Source organism: Flavobacterium sp. (genome assembly GCF_044357305.1).
Classification (GTDB): Bacteria; Bacteroidota; Bacteroidia; order Flavobacteriales; family Flavobacteriaceae; genus Flavobacterium.
This window is the reverse complement of record NZ_JBIKPS010000035.1, coordinates 1-19,264: the sequence shown is the minus strand read 5'-3', so window position 1 is coordinate 19,264 and position 19,264 is coordinate 1. Positions and strand designations below refer to the sequence as shown.

General features: G+C 32.7%; 24 protein-coding genes and 1 tRNA gene. 9 read left to right on the top strand and 16 right to left on the bottom strand.

The genetic code is table 11. The annotated features are described in order from the left end of the window. A partial coding sequence (locus ACIQ2J_RS14110; protein ID WP_396170996.1) for a T9SS type A sorting domain-containing protein occupies positions 1–708 on the top strand: 708 nt, incomplete at its 5' end. Between the two features lie 85 nt (positions 709–793). Here ACIQ2J_RS14110 and ACIQ2J_RS14105 read toward each other — a convergent pair. The 7 genes from ACIQ2J_RS14105 to ACIQ2J_RS14075 form a co-directional block, all read right to left on the bottom strand. Then, on the bottom strand, positions 794–1,855 hold the full coding sequence (locus ACIQ2J_RS14105; protein ID WP_396170994.1) for a mannose-1-phosphate guanylyltransferase: 1,062 nt from the start codon (positions 1,853–1,855) through the stop codon (positions 794–796). A gap of 89 nt (positions 1,856–1,944) precedes the next feature. Beyond that, positions 1,945–2,547: a SprT-like domain-containing protein gene (locus ACIQ2J_RS14100; RefSeq protein WP_396170991.1), complete on the bottom strand. Its 603-nt coding sequence runs from the start codon at positions 2,545–2,547 to the stop codon at positions 1,945–1,947. A gap of 4 nt (positions 2,548–2,551) precedes the next feature. After that, entirely contained in the window at positions 2,552–2,857 is a 306-nt protein-coding gene (locus ACIQ2J_RS14095; protein WP_396170989.1) for a BRO family protein, read from the bottom strand. Between the two features lie 31 nt (positions 2,858–2,888). After that, positions 2,889–3,569 carry an SDR family NAD(P)-dependent oxidoreductase gene (locus tag ACIQ2J_RS14090; protein WP_396170986.1) on the bottom strand — a complete coding sequence of 227 codons (681 nt, stop codon included), beginning with the start codon at positions 3,567–3,569 and terminating at the stop codon, positions 2,889–2,891. Next, the gene (locus ACIQ2J_RS14085) at positions 3,562–3,906 is read right to left on the bottom strand and encodes a hypothetical protein (protein ID WP_396170984.1); all 345 of its coding nucleotides are present in this window, start codon (positions 3,904–3,906) and stop codon (positions 3,562–3,564) included. The genes ACIQ2J_RS14090 and ACIQ2J_RS14085 overlap by 8 nt, the downstream gene beginning before the upstream one ends. Then, positions 3,894–4,121: a hypothetical protein gene (locus ACIQ2J_RS14080; protein WP_396170982.1), complete on the bottom strand. Its 228-nt coding sequence runs from the start codon at positions 4,119–4,121 to the stop codon at positions 3,894–3,896. The genes ACIQ2J_RS14085 and ACIQ2J_RS14080 overlap by 13 nt, the downstream gene beginning before the upstream one ends. A gap of 93 nt (positions 4,122–4,214) precedes the next feature. Continuing rightward, the gene (locus ACIQ2J_RS14075) at positions 4,215–5,351 is read right to left on the bottom strand and encodes an acyl-CoA dehydrogenase family protein (RefSeq protein ID WP_396170980.1); all 1,137 of its coding nucleotides are present in this window, start codon (positions 5,349–5,351) and stop codon (positions 4,215–4,217) included. A gap of 95 nt (positions 5,352–5,446) precedes the next feature. Between ACIQ2J_RS14075 and ACIQ2J_RS14070 the strand changes: the two genes are divergently transcribed. The 6 genes from ACIQ2J_RS14070 to ACIQ2J_RS14045 all read left to right on the top strand — a co-directional run bounded on the left by ACIQ2J_RS14070 (position 5,447) and on the right by ACIQ2J_RS14045 (position 11,844). Further along, positions 5,447–6,508 carry an anhydro-N-acetylmuramic acid kinase gene (locus ACIQ2J_RS14070; RefSeq protein WP_396170978.1) on the top strand — a complete coding sequence of 354 codons (1,062 nt, stop codon included), beginning with the start codon at positions 5,447–5,449 and terminating at the stop codon, positions 6,506–6,508. Positions 6,509–6,643: 135 nt separating this feature from the next. Next, complete coding sequence (locus ACIQ2J_RS14065; protein WP_396170976.1) at positions 6,644–7,930, top strand: ATP-binding protein; 1,287 nt, start codon at positions 6,644–6,646, stop codon at positions 7,928–7,930. Positions 7,931–8,105: 175 nt separating this feature from the next. Continuing rightward, positions 8,106–8,339, top strand: a complete 234-nt coding sequence (locus tag ACIQ2J_RS14060) for a hypothetical protein (protein WP_396170974.1) — start codon at positions 8,106–8,108, stop codon at positions 8,337–8,339. Between the two features lie 128 nt (positions 8,340–8,467). Next, positions 8,468–9,694: a Glu/Leu/Phe/Val dehydrogenase dimerization domain-containing protein gene (locus tag ACIQ2J_RS14055; protein WP_396170972.1), complete on the top strand. Its 1,227-nt coding sequence runs from the start codon at positions 8,468–8,470 to the stop codon at positions 9,692–9,694. Next, positions 9,695–10,837 (top strand): Na+/H+ antiporter NhaA, encoded by a 1,143-nt coding sequence (nhaA, locus tag ACIQ2J_RS14050; protein WP_396170970.1) that lies wholly within the window; start codon positions 9,695–9,697, stop codon positions 10,835–10,837. 53 nt (positions 10,838–10,890) lie between these two features. Beyond that, positions 10,891–11,844, top strand: coding sequence for an energy transducer TonB (locus ACIQ2J_RS14045; RefSeq protein ID WP_396170968.1), 954 nt, complete (start codon positions 10,891–10,893; stop codon positions 11,842–11,844). Positions 11,845–11,942: 98 nt separating this feature from the next. Here the strand turns inward: ACIQ2J_RS14045 and ACIQ2J_RS14040 are convergent. From ACIQ2J_RS14040 to ACIQ2J_RS14010, 7 genes are all read right to left on the bottom strand, one after another. After that, positions 11,943–12,024, bottom strand: a tRNA-Tyr gene (locus ACIQ2J_RS14040). 151 nt (positions 12,025–12,175) lie between these two features. After that, complete coding sequence (locus tag ACIQ2J_RS14035; protein ID WP_396170998.1) at positions 12,176–12,598, bottom strand: TlpA family protein disulfide reductase; 423 nt, start codon at positions 12,596–12,598, stop codon at positions 12,176–12,178. A 23-nt stretch (positions 12,599–12,621) separates the two neighbouring features. Then, a complete protein-coding gene (locus ACIQ2J_RS14030) occupies positions 12,622–13,341 on the bottom strand; it encodes a DUF4369 domain-containing protein (RefSeq protein WP_396170966.1) in 720 nt (239 codons plus the stop codon). Positions 13,342–13,507: 166 nt separating this feature from the next. Then, positions 13,508–14,242: an OmpA family protein gene (locus tag ACIQ2J_RS14025; RefSeq protein WP_396170964.1), complete on the bottom strand. Its 735-nt coding sequence runs from the start codon at positions 14,240–14,242 to the stop codon at positions 13,508–13,510. Positions 14,243–14,400: 158 nt separating this feature from the next. Beyond that, positions 14,401–14,706 (bottom strand): helix-turn-helix domain-containing protein, encoded by a 306-nt coding sequence (locus ACIQ2J_RS14020; protein ID WP_396170963.1) that lies wholly within the window; start codon positions 14,704–14,706, stop codon positions 14,401–14,403. A gap of 5 nt (positions 14,707–14,711) precedes the next feature. Then, positions 14,712–15,062, bottom strand: coding sequence for a type II toxin-antitoxin system RelE/ParE family toxin (locus ACIQ2J_RS14015; protein ID WP_396170961.1), 351 nt, complete (start codon positions 15,060–15,062; stop codon positions 14,712–14,714). Positions 15,063–15,148: 86 nt separating this feature from the next. Next, on the bottom strand, positions 15,149–15,622 hold the full coding sequence (locus ACIQ2J_RS14010; protein ID WP_396170959.1) for a hypothetical protein: 474 nt from the start codon (positions 15,620–15,622) through the stop codon (positions 15,149–15,151). Positions 15,623–15,802: 180 nt separating this feature from the next. On the opposite strand from ACIQ2J_RS14010, the gene htpG reads away from it, so the two are divergent. Together htpG and ACIQ2J_RS14000 are read left to right on the top strand one after the other, a co-directional pair. Further along, a complete protein-coding gene (gene htpG / locus ACIQ2J_RS14005; RefSeq protein ID WP_396170957.1) occupies positions 15,803–17,692 on the top strand; it encodes a molecular chaperone HtpG in 1,890 nt (629 codons plus the stop codon). A 355-nt stretch (positions 17,693–18,047) separates the two neighbouring features. Further along, positions 18,048–18,377: a helix-turn-helix domain-containing protein gene (locus ACIQ2J_RS14000; RefSeq protein ID WP_396170955.1), complete on the top strand. Its 330-nt coding sequence runs from the start codon at positions 18,048–18,050 to the stop codon at positions 18,375–18,377. Between the two features lie 101 nt (positions 18,378–18,478). Here the strand turns inward: ACIQ2J_RS14000 and ACIQ2J_RS13995 are convergent, their stop codons facing one another. After that, the gene (locus tag ACIQ2J_RS13995; RefSeq protein ID WP_396170952.1) at positions 18,479–18,637 is read right to left on the bottom strand and encodes a hypothetical protein; all 159 of its coding nucleotides are present in this window, start codon (positions 18,635–18,637) and stop codon (positions 18,479–18,481) included. A gap of 4 nt (positions 18,638–18,641) precedes the next feature. Beyond that, positions 18,642–19,091, bottom strand: coding sequence for a DUF6934 family protein (locus tag ACIQ2J_RS13990; RefSeq protein ID WP_396170950.1), 450 nt, complete (start codon positions 19,089–19,091; stop codon positions 18,642–18,644). Positions 19,092–19,264: the final 173 nt, after the last annotated feature.

The window sequence follows — 19,264 nt, the reverse complement described above, 5'->3', positions numbered from 1 at the left end:
ACAACATTAGCTACCGGAAATCTAGCGGCTACTACTGCTTATAGAGTGGTTGTGTCAAGTGGACTTTGTTCTACTTCTATTTCCAATCCAATAACAATAACCGTTAGTCCTGCAGCAAAATCTGCAGTAGTTACTGGTCATACAGGAGCTACTACTTTAGCAACAGCTGTTTGTAGTGGAGCAAGAACATTAACGTTAGCTTCAACTTCTATAGGTTCTATCCAATGGCAATACTATAATGCTGGTACAATTGTTACAGCTGTTACTAACACAAGTGTAGTTTCTTGGACGGATATTAACGGAGCTACTTCTGCTACCAATAGTGCAACTAGTTTAACTACTGGTAATGTTTGGTTCCGAGCTAAGTTTACAAGCGGTCCATGTGCTACATTAGCATATAGCGTTCCAGTAAACGTTTGGATCAAAGAGTGTACTACTACAGTTAGAGAAGAAGCTTCTATAGAGTTTAAAGCTTCAGCGTATCCAAACCCATTTGCAGAGAACTTCAAACTAGATATTCAAACTAGTAGTGAAGAAGCTTTACAAATTAATGTTTACGATATGTTAGGTAAATTAGTTGAAAGCAGAATCCTAGAAGCTACAGAAGTAGAAGGATTTGAAGTAGGTGCTAACTATCCATCTGGAGTTTACAACGTAATTGTAAGCCAAGAAGATACTGTTAAAACACTACGTGTGATTAAACGATAATCTTTAAAGATTCTCAATAACTTAAAGCCTCCTCAAGAAATTGAGGAGGCTTTTTTAGTATTGATTGTTTTGTGATGATTATTTGCTAAACTTTATTAGCTAATGCAGTAATTCTTTTAATGTCCTGTTCTTTGCTTTTTGGATAAATCAAAAGCACATTGTCTTTATCTACAATAATATAATCGTCTAGACCATCAACAACAATTAGTTTTTTTCTGTCTGCTCTAATGATATTATTGGATGCATTTTCTAGAATAACCGTTGCATTAATAACGGCGTTATTTTGGCTGTCTTTATCTAATTTTTCATGCAACGAGCTCCAAGTCCCTAAATCATTCCAATCAAAAGTTGCAGGTAAAACATAAACATTAGTAGCATTTTCCATTACCGCATAATCTATGGAAAGATTAGCTGCTTTGGCATAATTTTCTTCTATAAATTGTTTTTCCGAATTTGCGTTATAACTTTCTAAACCACTTTGAAACAAAGCATTCATTTGTGGTTGAAATTTTTCAAATGCATTGGTTATAGATTGCACACTCCAAATAAATATACCTCCATTCCAAAGGAAATTACCAGATTTCAAAAACGATTTAGCCGTTTCATAATCAGGTTTTTCTCGAAATTGTGATACTTTTTTTATCGGATTGCTATCTAATTTATCAAATTCAATATACCCAAAACCCGTATTAGGAAACGTTGGCTGAATTCCCAAAGTCATTAAGGCATCTTCTTTTTCACAGAAATTAAAACACTGTTGTAAATTGTTAGCAAACTCGGCTTCATCTTCTATCCAGTGATCGCTTGGTGCCACAACCATTAAGGCATTGGGATTTCTTTTTTGAATTTTTAATGATGCATATAAAATACAAGGAGCGGTATTTCTCATGGCGGGTTCCAACAAAACTTGCTCTTGTTTCACCATAGGCAATTGTTCTAAAACCAATTCATTATAGCGTTCGTTGGTTAAAATCAAAATGTTTTCCAATGGAATCAATTTAGATAATCGACTAAAAGTCTTTTGAATTAAGGTACTTCCAGATCCCACCATATCGTGAAATTGTTTAGGGAAATCTTCGGTGCTTACCGGCCAAAACCGAGAACCAATACCTCCTGCCATTACTATTGCATAATAATTTTTATTCATTTCTTAAAGGTTTTAAGACGATTAGCAGCTAAGAATCTGAGGTTTATTATTTGTGGGACAAATATATTTAATAAAATATGTAGGTTTAATTATCCTGGTACAATTTCAACTTCTGCATTGGCATTAAATAAAAACAATCTCCCTGAATGCACCTCTACACATTCGTAGCGTTTTGTTCGAAGGCCTTTTTTTTGAAAAATTCTTCCATTTTTTATTCTAAACATACTTCCGCTGGGTACTTCATGAACAAAATGAACATCGGGTTTTCGTTCGTCAAATTGTTTCAAGGCAAATGCCAAATGTGCATCGGTATCACTACTTGCAGTTGGGTTTCTAAAATGTCGTGCCACTAATGGCAAAACCGAATGCGGAAAAATTTCAGGTTGAATAAACGGAACCATCAACCTTTGAAAAGTCATCTTCCACTCTACTCCGTGTGGTTTAATGTTTCTTCCAAATTTGTCAAAGGCTACTAAATGCGAAATCTCATGTACTAGTGTAATTAAAAATCGGTATTTATTTAAATTAGAATTTACGGTAATCTCGTGTTTACCTGAAAGTCCTCTTCGGTAATCACCATGACGCGTCTGTCGTTCGTTAACGATTTTTAAATGTACACTATTGGTTTTGATTAACTCAAAACACAATGGAACCGAATGTTCTGGAAGATATTTTAATAGGACTTCACTCATTTAATTAAATCTTTATTGGAGAAGGAATAGATTGAATTAACCTAAATAGTTGTTCGGTATCTGCAACATTTGTTTTATAAAATTTCCCATCCGAAGATTGCATTTTCAGTTGACTACAATTTGTAGCCAACTGACTTCCTTCTTTCTTAAGTCTAACTTTTAAAACACTCCAATATTTTCGAGCGTTAGGACTTTCCGTCAAAATTTCTATTACATCAATAATTGAAATAAACCATTTTTCCTGTTCTGTATCCCAAACAGTTCTTACTTTTTTGTTTTCAAATAATTGAATAGCGTCTTGTTGCTTCATTTGTTTGAAGATTTAAAAATTAATTTTCTATTTAAGGTGTTGAAGAAGAAACCTGCAACACTTTTCCATTGTAAAATTTATTTCCAGTCAAAGCAAAATTACCAATATAATCTGCCATATCCTTAGCAGAAATTGGCGCTTGATAACCCGGAAAAGCTTCTTGCAACATTTCGGTTTGAACCGCTCCAAGTGCCAAAACATTGAAGGCAATTCCTTGTTCTTTATATTCTTCGGCTAACAATTCAGACAGTGTAATTAAGGCTCCTTTACTAGAACTATAGGCTGCAAGTCCAGCAAATTTCATGCTGCCTTGAATGCCTCCCATAGAACTTATAGAAACCACATGACTTCCTTTTTGTAAATATGGAATACACGTTCGAGTTACATTGGCAACCCCAAAAACATTTACTTTATACACCTTTTCAAAATCTTCTAAAGTAGTTTCTTCAAATGGCTTATTGACTAAACAACCTGCATTGTGAATAATTACATCTACTTTTTTCCAACTTGTAGAAAGTACTTTAGTCACTTCTAGCATATCGTCTTCCAGAGAAATATCTGCCGAAAGGCAAGTAATATTTGGTTTACCTAATAATTCGGCTGCGACTTTTCTAGATATTGCTAAAATTTGATGTCCTTGGCTTGCCAATTGTAAAGCCAATTCCAATCCTATTCCGCGGGAAGTTCCAGTAATGATAATATTTTTACTCATTTTTTTTTAATTCATTTATAAAGGTCGCATCAAAAATAGGATTATTTGAAATATGTTTTATCAAATAATTGGATTTCTTTTTTGAAAAGAAAATATACCAGGTTGTTCTAGTATTCGATTTGTAAAAAATATAAAAATCGCCGTATTTGGATAGCGATTTTGGTGTTTTTCTTGGGGGTAAATTCGCAATGTTAACTTCTATATAAAAAGCAAGTTTCTGAACATATTGAATTGCATTTTCTTCATAACTAAAATATTCCTTGTTGAATAATTGAGAAATTAGTTCATCAAAAAACGACTGAACGGATTCCGTATAAGAAACTACTACTTTTTCCAAGGTAATTTTTTTATACTGTCAATTGATCTTTTTAAAAATTCTTCCGATGAAATAGCTTTTTCCCATTCTTTATCAAAATCATCTTTTTCCTCTAGAATTCCAATTTGTTTTAAAAAGGGTTCTAACTGAGTTCCATATTTTTCAAGATTAATTTTAATTGAAACAGGTTTTCCAGTTGCATCATTTTCAAATTGAATTCCTTGAATAGTTGCCATAACAATTATTTTTTATCAAATATACAAATTTTTAAAACAAATAACCCTTCCAATTAAAAACTGAAAGGGTTAAAATAATACAACTTAAATCGATTATACCAAACCTCTTGAAATTACAATTCTTTGAATTTCGGAAGTTCCTTCATAAATTTGAGTGATTTTAGAATCCCGCATCATACGTTCTACATGGTATTCGGCAACATATCCATTTCCACCATGAATTTGAACTGCTTCGTTTGCTACTTCCAAAGCAATTTCTGAAGCATATAATTTTGCCATAGCGCCCGAATGTGCAATATCTTTACCTTCATCTTTTTCGCAAGCGGCTTTCATAATCAACAATTTAGCAGCAGTAACTTTAACATACATATCTGCCAATTTAAAAGCTATGGCTTGATGATTAAAAATTTCTTTTCCGAATGCCTTTCTTTCGTGCGAATATTTCAATGCAATTTCATAAGCACCAGTTGCTATTCCTAAAGCTTGCGATGCAATTCCAATTCGCCCTCCATTTAATACATTCATAGCAAAGGAAAATCCGAAACCATCTTCGCCTATTCTATTTTCTTTGGGAACTTTTACATCATTAAACATCAATGAATGCGTATCACTTCCACGAATTCCCATTTTCTTTTCTTTCGGACCAATATCAAATCCAGCCCAACCTTTTTCAATAATAAAAGCATTAATACCTTTATGTCCTTTTTCAATATGGGTTTGTGCAATCACCAAATAAGTTGAAGCTGAAGAACCGTTAGTAATCCAGTTTTTAGTTCCGTTTAATAGGTAATGATCGCCCATGTCAATTGCCGTAGTTTTTTGTGAAGTGGCATCACTTCCAGCTTCGGGTTCCGACAAACAAAAAGCACCAATAACTTCCCCTTTAGCAAGCGGAACAAGATATTTCATTTTTTGCTCTTCGTTACAATATTTTTCCATTCCTGCACAAACTAAGGAATTGTTAACCGACATAATTACGGCAGCAGAAGCATCTACCTTAGCAATTTCGGTCATTGCCAAAACATACGATATGCTATCCAAGCCTGAGCCACCATATTTTGGATCTACCATCATTCCCATAAATCCAAGTTCGGCCATCATTTTCACTTGTTCGGTTGGAAATTTAGAATGTTCGTCTCTTTCAATAACTCCAGGTAATAATTCGGTTTGAGCAAAATCTTTAGCAGCTTGCTGAATCATTAAATGCTCTTCGGTTAAATTAAAATTCATATTTTTGTGGGGTATAATTTAGTAAATACTTAATTTTAGACGTCAAAAGTAGCATATTTTCATGAATTTCTCAAACGATTTCGTAATTTTAGCCAATGTTTAATAAAAACTACAAAGTAATCGGAGTAATGTCAGGCACCTCGCTTGATGGAATAGATTTAGCGGCCGTTGAATTTTCCGTTTTAGACCACAAATGGAGTTTTAAAATTCTAGAAAAAGAAACCATTTCCTATACTGAAGATTGGGTCAATCAACTGAAAGAAGCGGTGGCTTTTTCGGAAGAAAAATTAACCCAACTGAATGAAAATTACACCCTTCTTTTAGGTGGAATTATAAAAGATTTCATAAACAAATTCCATCTTGAAGATATAGACGCGGTTTGCTCGCATGGGCATACCATTTTGCACCAACCCCAAAATGGATTTACACTTCAAATAGGAAATTTACCCAATATTGCTAAAATTGTAGGCAGAAAAGTAGTTTGTGATTTTCGAGTTCAGGATGTACAACTGGGTGGTCAAGGTGCGCCTTTAGTACCTATTGGTGATAGGATTTTGTTTTCGGAATATGATTATTGTCTTAATTTAGGAGGGTTTTCTAATGTTTCATTTGAAGAAAAAAACAACCGAATTGCATTTGATATTTCTCCTGTAAATACAGTCTTAAATTTTTATGCCAATAAATTGGGATTGGATTATGATAATAAAGGAGAAATTTCTCGTTCTGGCAATTTAAATTCCGATTTGTTAAACGAATTAAATGCCTTAGAATATTATTCGAAACCATTCCCAAAATCGCTCGGATTTGAATTTGTAAAAGAAATTGTCTTGCCTTTAATAGAAAAATATTCTATTGCTATTGAAGATAAAATGCACACATTTACCGAGCATATTGCCCTACAAACAGCCAAAGCCCTTCCGTCAAAAAATGGCAAATTATTAGTTACCGGTGGAGGTGCTTACAATACCTTTTTAATGGAGCGAATGCAGTTTCATTTACCTACTATGAAAATTATTATTCCAGATGCCGAAATTTTAGAATTCAAAGAAGCCTTAATATTTGCATTACTCGGGGTATTAAAATTAAGAAACGAAATAAATGTATTAGCTAGTGTTACAGGTTCTAAACAGGATCATTCTACGGGAATAATATACTAAACATCTTGTTTTAAATTTTATTTCAATATTAAACATTACTAATTTTACATTTATTCACATGAAAAAGTGTTTGCATTTACATTTAATCCTATGAAAATTGTATTTTTGCGATAGATTAATCTAATTTTGAACATCATGAACAGGTATTTAATTGATGAATTGACCGTTTGGAAATCCGCAAAAAATAGAAAACCATTGATAATCCAAGGTGCAAGACAAGTAGGCAAAACTTGGTTAATGAAAAAATTTGGGGAACAAGAATTCAAACAAGTTGTTTATCTTAATTTTGAAAGCAGTAACAGATTAAAAAACTTATTTGCTATCGATTTTAATATTGACAGAATTCTAACCGTAATTGAAATAGAAACAAATCAAAAAATAATACCTGAAACTACTTTACTAATTTTTGACGAAATTCAAGAAGTTGAAAAAGGTTTAACCGCATTAAAATATTTTTACGAACAAGCACCTCACTATTACATAATTGCTGCTGGCTCATTACTAGGTGTTTCGTTGCAAAAAAACAATTCATTTCCAGTTGGCAAAGTAGATTTTTTGCGATTATATCCATTGAGTTTTATGGAGTTTTTGGAAAATTCAGAGAATATAAATTTAGCTAATCAAATAAAAAATAATAATTGGAATGTTATAGAATCCTTTCATGATAAACTAGTTGAACAATTGCGTTTGTACTATTTTATTGGTGGAATGCCTGAAGTTGTCTCCAATTATATTCAAAATAAAGATTTAAAAATAGTAAGGGAAATTAAACAAAAACTACTTATCGGTTATGAAAATGATTTTGCAAAATATGCTCCTAATGAAATTGTTCCAAAAATAAAAATAGTTTGGAAATCCTTAATAGGTCAATTAGCAAAAGAAAATAAAAAATTTATTTATGGTCAACTAAAAAAAGGTGCCAGAGCAAAAGATTTTGAAATGGCAATAAATTGGCTTTCAGAAGCAGGTTTAGTTCTAAAAATTAATAGATTAGAAAAACCTACAATACCACTAAACGCCTATGCAGACCAGGATGCTTTCAAATTATTTTTATTGGATGTTGGTTTACTAAATGCAATTGGAAATTTAGACCACAAAATTCTTTTAGAAAAAAATCAAATTCTTACCGATTTTAAAGGTGCATTAACCGAACAATTTGTTTGTCAACAATTAATAATCAAACATGAATTATACTATTGGTCATCTGGCAACACTGCGGAAGTTGATTTTATTATCCAAAATAAAAACGAAGTTATTCCAATTGAAGTAAAAGCGGAAGAGAATTTAAAATCCAAAAGTTTGAAAGTTTTTGTTGAAAAATACCACAATAAAAATGCTTTAATAACCTCAATGAATAAATTTAGAAAAGAAGATTGGCTAACCAATATTCCTTTATATGCAATTGCTGAAATAATAAAATAGACTAATTAATCCCCTATTAAAAACAAAAAAAATAATATTATAACTAAATCAATCTTTTAGGCAGTGTTACAAGTACTAAAAAAATCATTCTTCGGGAGTAATTTTTAACGAATAATTTACATTTAGCAATTTATTTATTTTATAAATTAGCTATGAATCTTAAAATATACAAAAAATGAGAAAATTAATTCTAGCGGTAATAGCTCTTTTGGGCTTTACTTTAAGCGCAACAGCGCAACAAACTCCTAAAAAAGCAGACAAAGCTAAAACGGAAGCAAAAAAAGAAGAAGTAAAAGCTCCCTTAAAAAAAGATGGAACTCCAGACAAACGCTTTAAAGAAAACAAAGAAGCTAAAGTTGTTTTGAAAAAAGACGGAACTCCAGACAAACGTTTTAAAGAAAAAAAATAATACGTTAACCACTTAATGCCACTACTAAAGGTGGCATTTTTTTTACACAATAAACTAAGATGTAATTATTATATAAATACAAAAGATTTTAAAAGTTTATATTTGCACTACAAACAAAACACACTTTAATGAAAGATTTACTTAAAAAATTTGAGAACAAAGCCCCTGAAATTATTTTTAATTGGAAAGATTCTGAAACGGAAGCAGAAGGTTGGACGGTAATAAACTCCCTTCGTGGTGGTGCTGCCGGTGGAGGAACTAGAATGCGAAAAGGATTAGACATGAACGAAGTTTTGTCGTTAGCCAAAACTATGGAAGTAAAATTCTCTGTTTCTGGACCAGCAATTGGTGGTGCTAAATCAGGAATTAACTTTGACCCCCAAGACCCTAGAAAAAAAGGTGTATTACAACGTTGGTACAAAGCAGTTTCTCCTTTATTAAAAAGTTATTATGGCACTGGTGGCGACTTGAATGTAGATGAAATTCATGAAGTTATTCCGTTTACCGAAGAATGTGGTGTTTGGCATCCACAAGAAGGAGTTTTTAATGGCCATTTCAAACCAACGGAAGCAGATAAAATTAATAGAATTGGACAATTGCGTCAAGGAGTTGTTAAAGTGATTGAAAATACTAAATTCTCTCCAGATGTATTGCGAAAATACACTATAGCTGATATGATTACAGGATATGGCGTTGCCGAAGCCGTTCGTCATTATTACACTATTTATGGTGGTGATTTTAAAGGTAAAAAAGCCATTGTTCAAGGATTTGGAAACGTAGGTTCGGCTGCGGCATTTTACCTAGCAGAAATGGGTGTTAATGTAATCGGAATTATCGATCGCGATGGTGGTATTATTAACGAAGAAGGTTTTTCATTTGAAGAAATACGACGTTTGTTTTTGAATAAAGACGGAAACAAATTGGTTGCCGAAAATATGATTCCGTTTGATGAAATCAATCAAAAGATTTGGACTATAGGCGCTGAAATTTTCACTCCTTGTGCTGCTTCAAGATTGGTTACTAAAGACCAATTAGATAATTTAATTGCATCCGGATTGGAAGTTATTTCTTGTGGTGCCAATGTTCCGTTTGCCGATAAAGAAATTTTCTTTGGTTCGATTATGGAAGAAGTAGATAACAAAATAAGTTTGATTCCCGATTTTATTTCCAATTGCGGAATGGCACGTGTTTTTGCTTATTTCATGGAGAAAAAAGTTCAAATGACCGATGAAGCAATTTTCTTGGATACTTCCGAAACTATTTACAAAGCCATCCAAAAAGCACACGCGTTGAATTCTAGTAAAAACAATATTAGCGCAACAGCATTTGAAATAGCACTAAAACAATTGGTATAATTGAAGAAAAAAAAATTATTTCTTTCCTTTTTTAATAGTGAAAAAGCGGGAGGATTGGTATTATTAATATGTACCATCCTCTCGTTATTGCTTGCTAACTCTTCTATTTCGGAGGAGTATGTATCTATTTGGCATTTTTCTATTGCCAACCATCCTGCTGAATATTGGATTAACGATGGCTTGATGGCAATCTTTTTTTTATTAATAGGATTAGAATTAGAACGGGAAGCTTATATTGGTGAATTATCCAAGTTAAAAGATGCTATACTTCCAATTTCGGGGGCTTTAGGAGGCATGTTGCTTCCGGCCTTGATGTACCTTGTTTTCAATCCAAATAATTCAACGCATTCTGGTTTTGGAATTCCGATGGCAACTGATATTGCTTTTGCAATCGGGATTTTATCCTTATTAGGAAACCGAGTACCATTATCGATAAAAATTTTTCTTACAGCTTTGGCAGTAATTGACGATTTGGGTGCGATTTTAATGATAGCCATTTTTTATACTAAAACGATCTATTTTACTAATTTACTACTAGCTCTTGGTATTTTTGTTTTGCTTTTAATTATGAATCGATTGAAGGTTAAAAATCTAATTTTATATTTAATTGGCGGGGTTTTTATGTGGTATTTTATGTTGCATTCTGGCGTGCATGCAACCATTACAGGAATACTTTTGGCATTTGCCATTCCGTTTGGAGATGGTAATGAAGAATCTATTTCCTACAAATTACAAAGTTGGCTCCATTTTCCAGTTGCCTTTGTAATTATTCCACTATTTGCTTTATGCAATACCGCAATAAGTATTGGCAAAGATTGGATGCAAATTATATCCGAACCTTATTCTTTAGGGATTTTATTCGGGCTTACCATTGGAAAACCTCTCGGCATAGTTTCTTTTATTTTTATTGCAATAAAATTAAAATTAACCACATTACCTAATGACACAAATTGGAACCAATTAATTGCTGTTGGATTTCTTGGCGGAATCGGATTTACAATGTCAATTTTCATTGCTTTATTGGCATTTGAAGATAATCAAATAATAAACAATTCTAAATTTATGATATTGATTGCTTCGTTTATTTCGGGAGCAATAGGATTTCTTTGGCTGAAGAAAAGCCTCAATAAACCAAAGATTTAATCGTTAAAAGCACAATTTTTAGTATATTTCGACGTTAAATAAAAAAAGATTCCATGGGGTTAACATCATTAGCAATAAAGAGTACGCTCAATTCTTCTTTATCCGATAAAAAAAAATCACTTATAATCGCTACAATACTCTATTGTATACTTCTTTGTATCTTATTTTTAATTCGTTTTTGGCCTCCATCGGATGCCGAACTAGTAGCAATGGCTGGTGGTGGCGGAGGTGGCGGTGTTACAGTTAATTTTGGAGATACCGATTTTGGTACTGGAAAAAACTTTGACAGTAAAGAATTGGAAGTAAAAAACATAACCAAAGCAGCTGCAAATCAAGAAACTCCGCAAGAGGATATTATTTCTCAAGATGCTGATGCAGATAAAACGGATGTAGTAATTGCCAAACACGAACCCGTTAAAAATCCGAAAGTTCTTATAAAACCAGAGGTTGTAAAACCGGTAGAAATAAAAAAACCAGTTGTTAAAAAAGTGGATGATGCTTTAGCAAACATCTTGAAAGGCAACAAAAAAGGTGGTGATGGAACTTCTAGCACATCTGGAAACCAAGGTCGTGCTAATGGCGATATTAATTCTAATGGATATTCTGGTTCTGGAGGTTCTGGAGGTGGAACTGGTGGCGGTAACGGAACTGGCAATGGCACAGGTACTGGAGCTGGTTCGGGCTCTGGCAGTGGCGGGGGAAATGGTAGTGGGAACGGAAAAGGAAATGGTTCCGGCTACTCATTAGCAGGAAGAAAAGCAGTAACAACCCCAAAACCTGATAATAATTGCGGTAACGAATACGGAATTGTGGTGGTGAAAATTACTGTAGATAAAAACGGAAATGCTATTGATGCAAGTCCAGGATATAGAGGTACCACCAATTCTAATAGCTGCTTGATGAATGAGGCTAAAAAAGCAGCTCTTAAAACCAGATGGGAACCAAGCCCAAACGGAACAGAAAAACAGGTTGGAACTATTATTTATAATTTTGGAATTAGAGATTAGGAAATCCTTGGCTTTAATACTAAAATACATTTAAAAACAGTTAGTTAAAAATAACTCTTTCCATAAAAAAACTCCAACATTTCTGTTGAAGTTTTTTGTGGGGAGAGTAGGATTCGAACCTACGAAGACGTAGTCAGCAGATTTACAGTCTGCCCTCGTTGGCCGCTTGAGTATCTCCCCTTTCGCTTAACGAGGCTGCAAATATAGGAACTCTTTTTAAGTATCCAAATTAATTTAAAACTTAATTTGTGAATATATTTTAACCCTATGATTTTGAATAAAATAAAAAAAAATCTCACTAGGAGATTTTTTTTATTTTATGTAATATGTATTATTTTTTTGATTCAGACAAACTTAAAAGCTCCAAAACTTTTGCTTTTAATTCGTCTCCTCTTAAATCTTTTGCAACAATTTTTCCAGAAGCATCCAATAAAAAAGTAGTTGGAATTTGCTCTACATTATATTGTTTTGCAATTGGTTCTGCCCATTTTTTTAAATTTGAAACTTGTACCCATGTAATCTTATCTTTTACAATTGCTTGGTTCCAACTTTCCAAATCTTCATCTAAAGAAACTCCAACAATATTTAACCCTTTACCATGTAATTCGTTATACATTGCAACTACACTTGGATTTTCTTTTCTGCATGGTCCACACCAAGAGGCCCAAAAATCAACAATGGTTACTTTACCCAAAGACTCTTTAAGAGAAACAACAGTTCCTTGTGGGGTTTTAGCAGAGAAATTAGGAGCAATGCTACCAATATCAGCCGTTGCTACTACTTTTTTTTTTGCGTATTTTCAATTGTTTTCAATTTCAAACCTATTTCTTTTCCGACTTTAGTTGCTTTAAGATCAGCATCTATATTAGAATAGGTTTTAGTAACTTTCGCTAAATCAAATTTAGGAGAGTTAAACATGTTTTGAATTAACAATAATGAAATATAAGATTCTGGATTTTGTTCTGGATAAACCGACATGAAATCATCCATGCCTTTTTGAATATCAGAATACTCTTTTTTCAATTTTTCAACTGTTACATTATCATTTTTCTTTTGAGCATCCATTAATTTTTGGATGTTTTTATTTTGAAAATCAACTAGCTTTTTCTGAAAAGTATTCAATTTAACATTGAATTTTTGAAAGTCTTCATTGTTTGAAGTTCCTCCTATTTCTGATTTCCAGATACTATCCTTGTCTACTTTTACTTCAATTTCTCCAGTTTCCAAAATAAATGGAATTGGTTGTTGCAATCCAGAAACAAATAAAGCAAGCATGCTTGGTTCTTTTACTTTCCCTTTGATTTCAAATTTTCCGTCTTTCACTTTAGCTGAATCAATGTTTACCACAACACCAAATTCGTTTTGTTTTTTAAGAACAACCATTTTACCATCAGCAATTCCTTTTGCATTACCAGAAATAAGGAATTCTCCTTTACGAACTTTACTACAACTGAAAATTGCTAAAGAAAGCACCAATAAAAAAACTATTTTTTTCATTATCTATAATATTTAAATTTTGGCAAAAGTATTTAAAATTATACAAACCACACAACTTTTAAGATTTGTTTTGGATATTATTAAAAATGATGCATCGAATAAATAATAAAAAAGTCGATTAAAATAGTTCTATCGACTTTTCTCCTGCCTATTTATTAACTAAAATTTAATTTCCTGCTTCTTTTTTAGCATCTTCCACCATTTTTTCATTTGCAACAATAGCAAACTCCACTCTACGGTTTTGCTTTCTTCCTTCTGGAGTATCATTTGTCGCTATAGGATCAGCAATTCCCATTCCAGTTGTAGCAAAACGAGAAGTATTTAATCCTTTTGCAGTTAGATAAGCCATTACTGACGAAGCTCTTTGCTCCGATAAGGTAAGGTTATGTTCTGGAGTTCCAGTACTATCAGTATAACCATAAATAACAATATTGGTTTCGGCATAACTTTGAAAAACTGGCACTAAACGATCTAAATTTGCTTTAGCTGTTGGAGTTATCGTAGATTTATTAGTGTCAAATCGAACTGAGTTTTCTCCTAAAGTCAACTTAATCCCCTCTCCTACTCTCTCTACGGTTGCGCCTGGCAAAGCCGATTGAATTTCACGTGCTTGCTTGTCCATTTTGTTTCCGATTACACCACCAGCAACCCCACCGATTACGCCACCAAGTACAGCGCCAAGAGCACCATTACCTCCTTTTCCTAAATTATTTCCTATTACGGCTCCTAATAAACCTCCCGCAACTGCACCTATTCCAGCACCTCGTTGCGTTTTGTTAGTATTTTTTGCCGCTTCACAACTGGTTAAAACCGAACCAAAACTCAAAGTTACTGCTAAAACTACTAATGTGGTTTTCTGTAAAATTCCTTTTCTATTTAATTTCATTGTATTTATTTTCATGTCTAACTATTTAATTTTTTAACGTCCCTACTCTTGCAAGGTTGTGAATTAAGGAAGCCTTATTTTTGAATTAAAGACAAAATTTACAATTGCAAAAACATCTTTAAGTTAATCCTAAAAACCCAATCTTACTAAATGCCTTTTGGTGGATAGTGCCTTTATGTGGTTAAACTTAATTTTAAATGCCCACCTAATCCTTGTCTAATTATTCTCATTAATGTTGAAAGTCGAATGTCACTTGCATTATTTTCTATTTTTGAAATATACGTTTTAGTCGTTCCACATTTTAACGCAAGTTGTTCTTGCGTCATTCCTCGTTCTTTTCTCATTTCCTGAATTAAAACACCAAGTTCAAAACTTTCATATTCTTCTTCATATTTTTGACGAGTTTCAGCCCCTTTTTTTCCGTATTGCTCATCCAAATGTTGGGCAAATGATGTTATCTTTTTATTTTCAGCTTTCATAATTTTTACTTTATAGATTTCGTTTCTAAATATTCTTTTTTTAATTTTTCAGCCATTTTTATTTCTGATTTTGGAGTTTTCTGCGTTTTCTTCTGAAAACCATTTACCAAAACTACCAAATTCCCTTTGTCAAAGAAACTAAAAACTCTTAAAATATCAGAACCAACTTCAACTCTTACTTCAAATATTCCTTCAGTGCCTGTAATATGTTTGAAAAATTTTTCTGGAATTCTTTCTTGAGTTGAGATTAATTGTAAAGTCCAGTTAAACTTTTTCTTAACGTCCTCTTTTTGAGCGTTAAAAAAATCAAGATAATAATCTTCGAAATAAATAACTTCTCTAATCCATTTTTTCATTCATCCTACAAAGTTACTCAATTAGATAACATTTTACAACTATTTTGCCAGGATTTATTTGGCACTACCCTCAACTAATAACCAGTTTAATTTCTACTAAATTGATACGTTACATTTACATATTGACCGCCCACATTAACTTTGTCTATCAATTGAAAACCTGATTCCGTTGAATTGGCAATGGTCAAAATGTAACCTTCTAGAACCTTCTTCGCTTTAGTTTCATTAATAATTTTCATTACAAAATTGCCGTCCTTATTAATATACCAAGTAATAGGCGACGAAAAAGCGGTACAAGAAGCATTTGACAAAGCCATTTCGCCTTTATTATTGTTGGAAATAAATTTCCAAGTACTGCCCACGAAACACTTAGAATCCGCAATATCAAAAGAGTTAACCTTGATATAATCCGACCCAGGAAAAGTCACCGAAGTAATTGTCCAATTGCCTTTAATAGCCACTTCCGATTTGGTATCTAATTTAGTATTAGTTACCGTTTGTTTTGGTTTACATCCAATAAAGAGTACCGCCAAAAACAATAGCATCACACTTTTTTTCATAGTTTTTAAATAAGTTTAAATAGTAAAAGCAATCTTGCTTCCTGTTTTTATCAAAGATTAAAATTAATAATATTTATCCATAAATAAAAATAATTTTCACGACATTTTGTCACACTTACTGCTTTGGTATTGAATTTGAATACAAAAGAAATAACAATTGTTTCACTTAAAATTCAAAATATGAGTACAGGAAAAATTAATGTTTCAGTAGAAAACATTTTCCCATTAATTAAGAAATTTCTTTACAGCGACCACGAAATTTTCCTACGAGAATTGGTTTCCAATGCCACGGATGCTACTTTAAAATTAAAACATTTAACTAGTATTGGGGAAGCCAAAGTAGAATATGGCAATCCTATAATTGAAGTTAAAATTGATAAAGAAGGTAAAAAACTGCACATCATTGATCAAGGTTTGGGTATGACTTCCGAGGAAGTTGAAAAATACATCAACCAAGTTGCTTTTTCTGGTGCCGAAGAATTTTTAGAAAAATACAAAGACTCTGCCAAGGATTCCGGAATTATCGGTCATTTTGGTTTAGGTTTTTATTCTGCCTTTATGGTAGCCGAAAAAGTAGAAATCATTACTAAATCCTTCAAAGACGAACCAGCAGCACATTGGACCTGTGATGGAAGTCCCGAATTTACTTTAGAACCATCCGATAAAACCACTCGTGGATCGGAAATAATCCTCCACATTGCAGAAGATTCTTTAGAGTTTTTAGAAGAATATAAAATTAAAGAATTACTTACTAAGTACAATAAATTCATGCCGGTTTCGATTAAATTCGGAACCAAAACAGAAACACTTCCCGTTCCTGAAGGATCCGCCGAAGATGTAAAACCAGAAACTATTGAGGTAGATAACATCATCAACAATCCAAACCCAGCATGGACCAAACTTCCTACCGAATTATCGGAGGAAGATTACAAACAATTCTACCATGAATTGTATCCAATGCAATTTGAGGAGCCTCTTTTCAACATCCATTTAAATGTAGATTATCCGTTTAATTTGACTGGAATTTTATACTTTCCAAAAATGTCCAACGACATGCAAATGCAAAAGGATAAAATCCAATTATACCAAAATCAGGTATACGTTACCGATAATGTAGAAGGAATTGTTCCTGAATTTTTAGGCATGCTAAAAGGAGTAATTGATTCCCCAGACATCCCGTTAAACGTTTCCCGTTCTGGATTGCAAGCCGATAGTAATGTAAAGAAAATATCCAATTACATTACCCGTAAAGTGGCCGATAAAATGAAATCGTTGTTTAACGAAAACCGCGAAGATTTCGAGAAAAAATGGAACGATATCAAAATCGTTTTGGAATACGGAATGTTATCCGAACCTAAATTCTACGAAAAAGCAGGCGACTTTGTTTTATACCCAACGGTAGACGATAAATTCTTCACTCTAGCCGAACTAAAAGAAAATCTTGCAGCCAATCAAACCGACAAAAACGGAAAATTAGTCGTGCTTTATGCTTCTAATAAAGAAGCGCAACACGGTTATGTTGACATTGCAAAAGAAAAAGGATACGAAGTTTTATTGCTTGATTCACCTATTGTTTCGCATTTAATTCAAAAATTAGAAGGCGACAACGAGAACCTAACTTTCGTTCGTGTAGATTCCGATCACATTGATAAATTAATTGACAAAGAAGATACGCAAATCTCTAAATTGTCGGAAGACGAACAAACAAATTTGAAAACGGTAGTCGAAGAATTTGTTCCTAAAGCCAACTATTCTGTGCAATTGGAGCCAATGGATAGCGCAGCAGCACCTTTCATGATCACACAACCCGAATTCATGCGTCGTATGAAAGAAATGAGTCAATCTGGCGGAGGCGGCGGAATGTTCGGTATGGGTAATTTCCCAGAAATGTACAATTTGGTGGTAAACTCCAATTCCGAATTGGCAACTACCATCCTACAAACCCAAGACAAAACAGCCCAAGAAAGCCTAGTAAAACAAGCCCTAGACTTAGCCAAAATCTCCCAAGGATTGCTAAAAGGCGAAGAACTAACCGCTTTTGTGAAGCGTAGTTTTGAATTGATTAAATAAGACTTTTTAGATAATAGACGTATAGATAATAGACCTGCGAGTGCAAACTTGTAGGTTTTTTATTTCCAATAATTTCAGGAGCGAAACATTGGGCATTTTAGTAAACGTCATTCCTGCCATTCGTTGCAATCTGGCATTGCGAGGCACGAAGCAATCTCATACCACTTCTACTTTTTCGCAATGCCAGGATTTCCACTTCTGTCAGGGCTAGCAAGGTTATGTCTTTTATGAAATTAGAATTTCAAAAGAAACTCTTCATAAAAAAATATAAAACTTCAACTAAAAGTAATTAAAATATTGTACTTTAGTACAACTATATTCTTTAGTTAAGAAAATTGCGAAAGATTTAAAGATCATGAAAACGAAAACAAATAACCTAAAAACACTAGACGAATTCAAAGAAGAATTTTATGGCAAAATCGGAACTGAAAAACGGAACAAATTAGAAAAAGGCTTTGAACAATTTAAACTTGGGGCTTTAATTCATGAAGCCCGAATTGAAAAAGGCTTAACTCAAGAAGAACTTGCTATTAAAAGCGGCACAACTAAATCGTATATTTCAAGAATTGAAAATAACGTAAAAGAAGTACGATTTTCCACTTTACAAAAAATTGTAGAACTAGGCTTAGGTGGGAAATTAGAACTCGCAATTAAATTATTAATAAAACATTACGCCTTCCAATAATCAAAATAAAAAAAATCCACAGATAATTAAGTTCTGTGGATTGTATAAATAGTTTAAGCTTTTTCGGGCTTACAGTTTTCTCGATTACAAATTTGTCGAGGTTATTTCAGAGTTTCTGCTTTTGGTAATTTTACTTTTTCCAGCATTTTATTTGCTAAATCCAGTTTTTCAGGAAACAATATTTTCCCTTTAAATTCTTCCAGTTTCTTATTTATTTTAACTACTGGTATTTTTGCTTTATTTAAATCTTCAACTTTCATAATTTTAATTTTTTCTTGTTATTAAAAAACCCAAATAATCTTCCCCAACAATAAACGGTTCAAATGTATCATCATTTCTTAAACCATATACATAAAAATCATTTTTCAATTCTTCTAAATTATTTGTAATACCCATTCTGTATAATCTTGTCCTAGCTTCACTACTTCCAGTTGCGAAAATATAAGCTTCTGGATATTTACCTGTGAATGCATAAACAGTAGAAACCACAGTTGCTAAAACTTTTGTAGCGTCGCCATTATTTGTTATTACACCATCATTTATTTCCCTAGTTATTACGTCTAAATCTCCAAAAGATAAATTATAATAATCTTTGATGTTCATTTCGGTGTATTGGACTAATTTGGTTATTTTTCCTTTTGGTCCAACACTCTCAAACTCAAAAATATTTAATTCTGCTTCGGTTGAATATTCGTATCTTGTGTATTTGATCATTTACTGAATTCAAAACAAAATTAATAAAATTTTTACGATAATATTATTTTGTACAATTTTTTAACTTTCTAATGAATCGTTTTTATCAAAATTACTTACAACAATAATGACAGCAGGTATTTATCCTCCCTGACTCAATAAAAAAATCCACAGATAATTAAGTTCTGTGGATT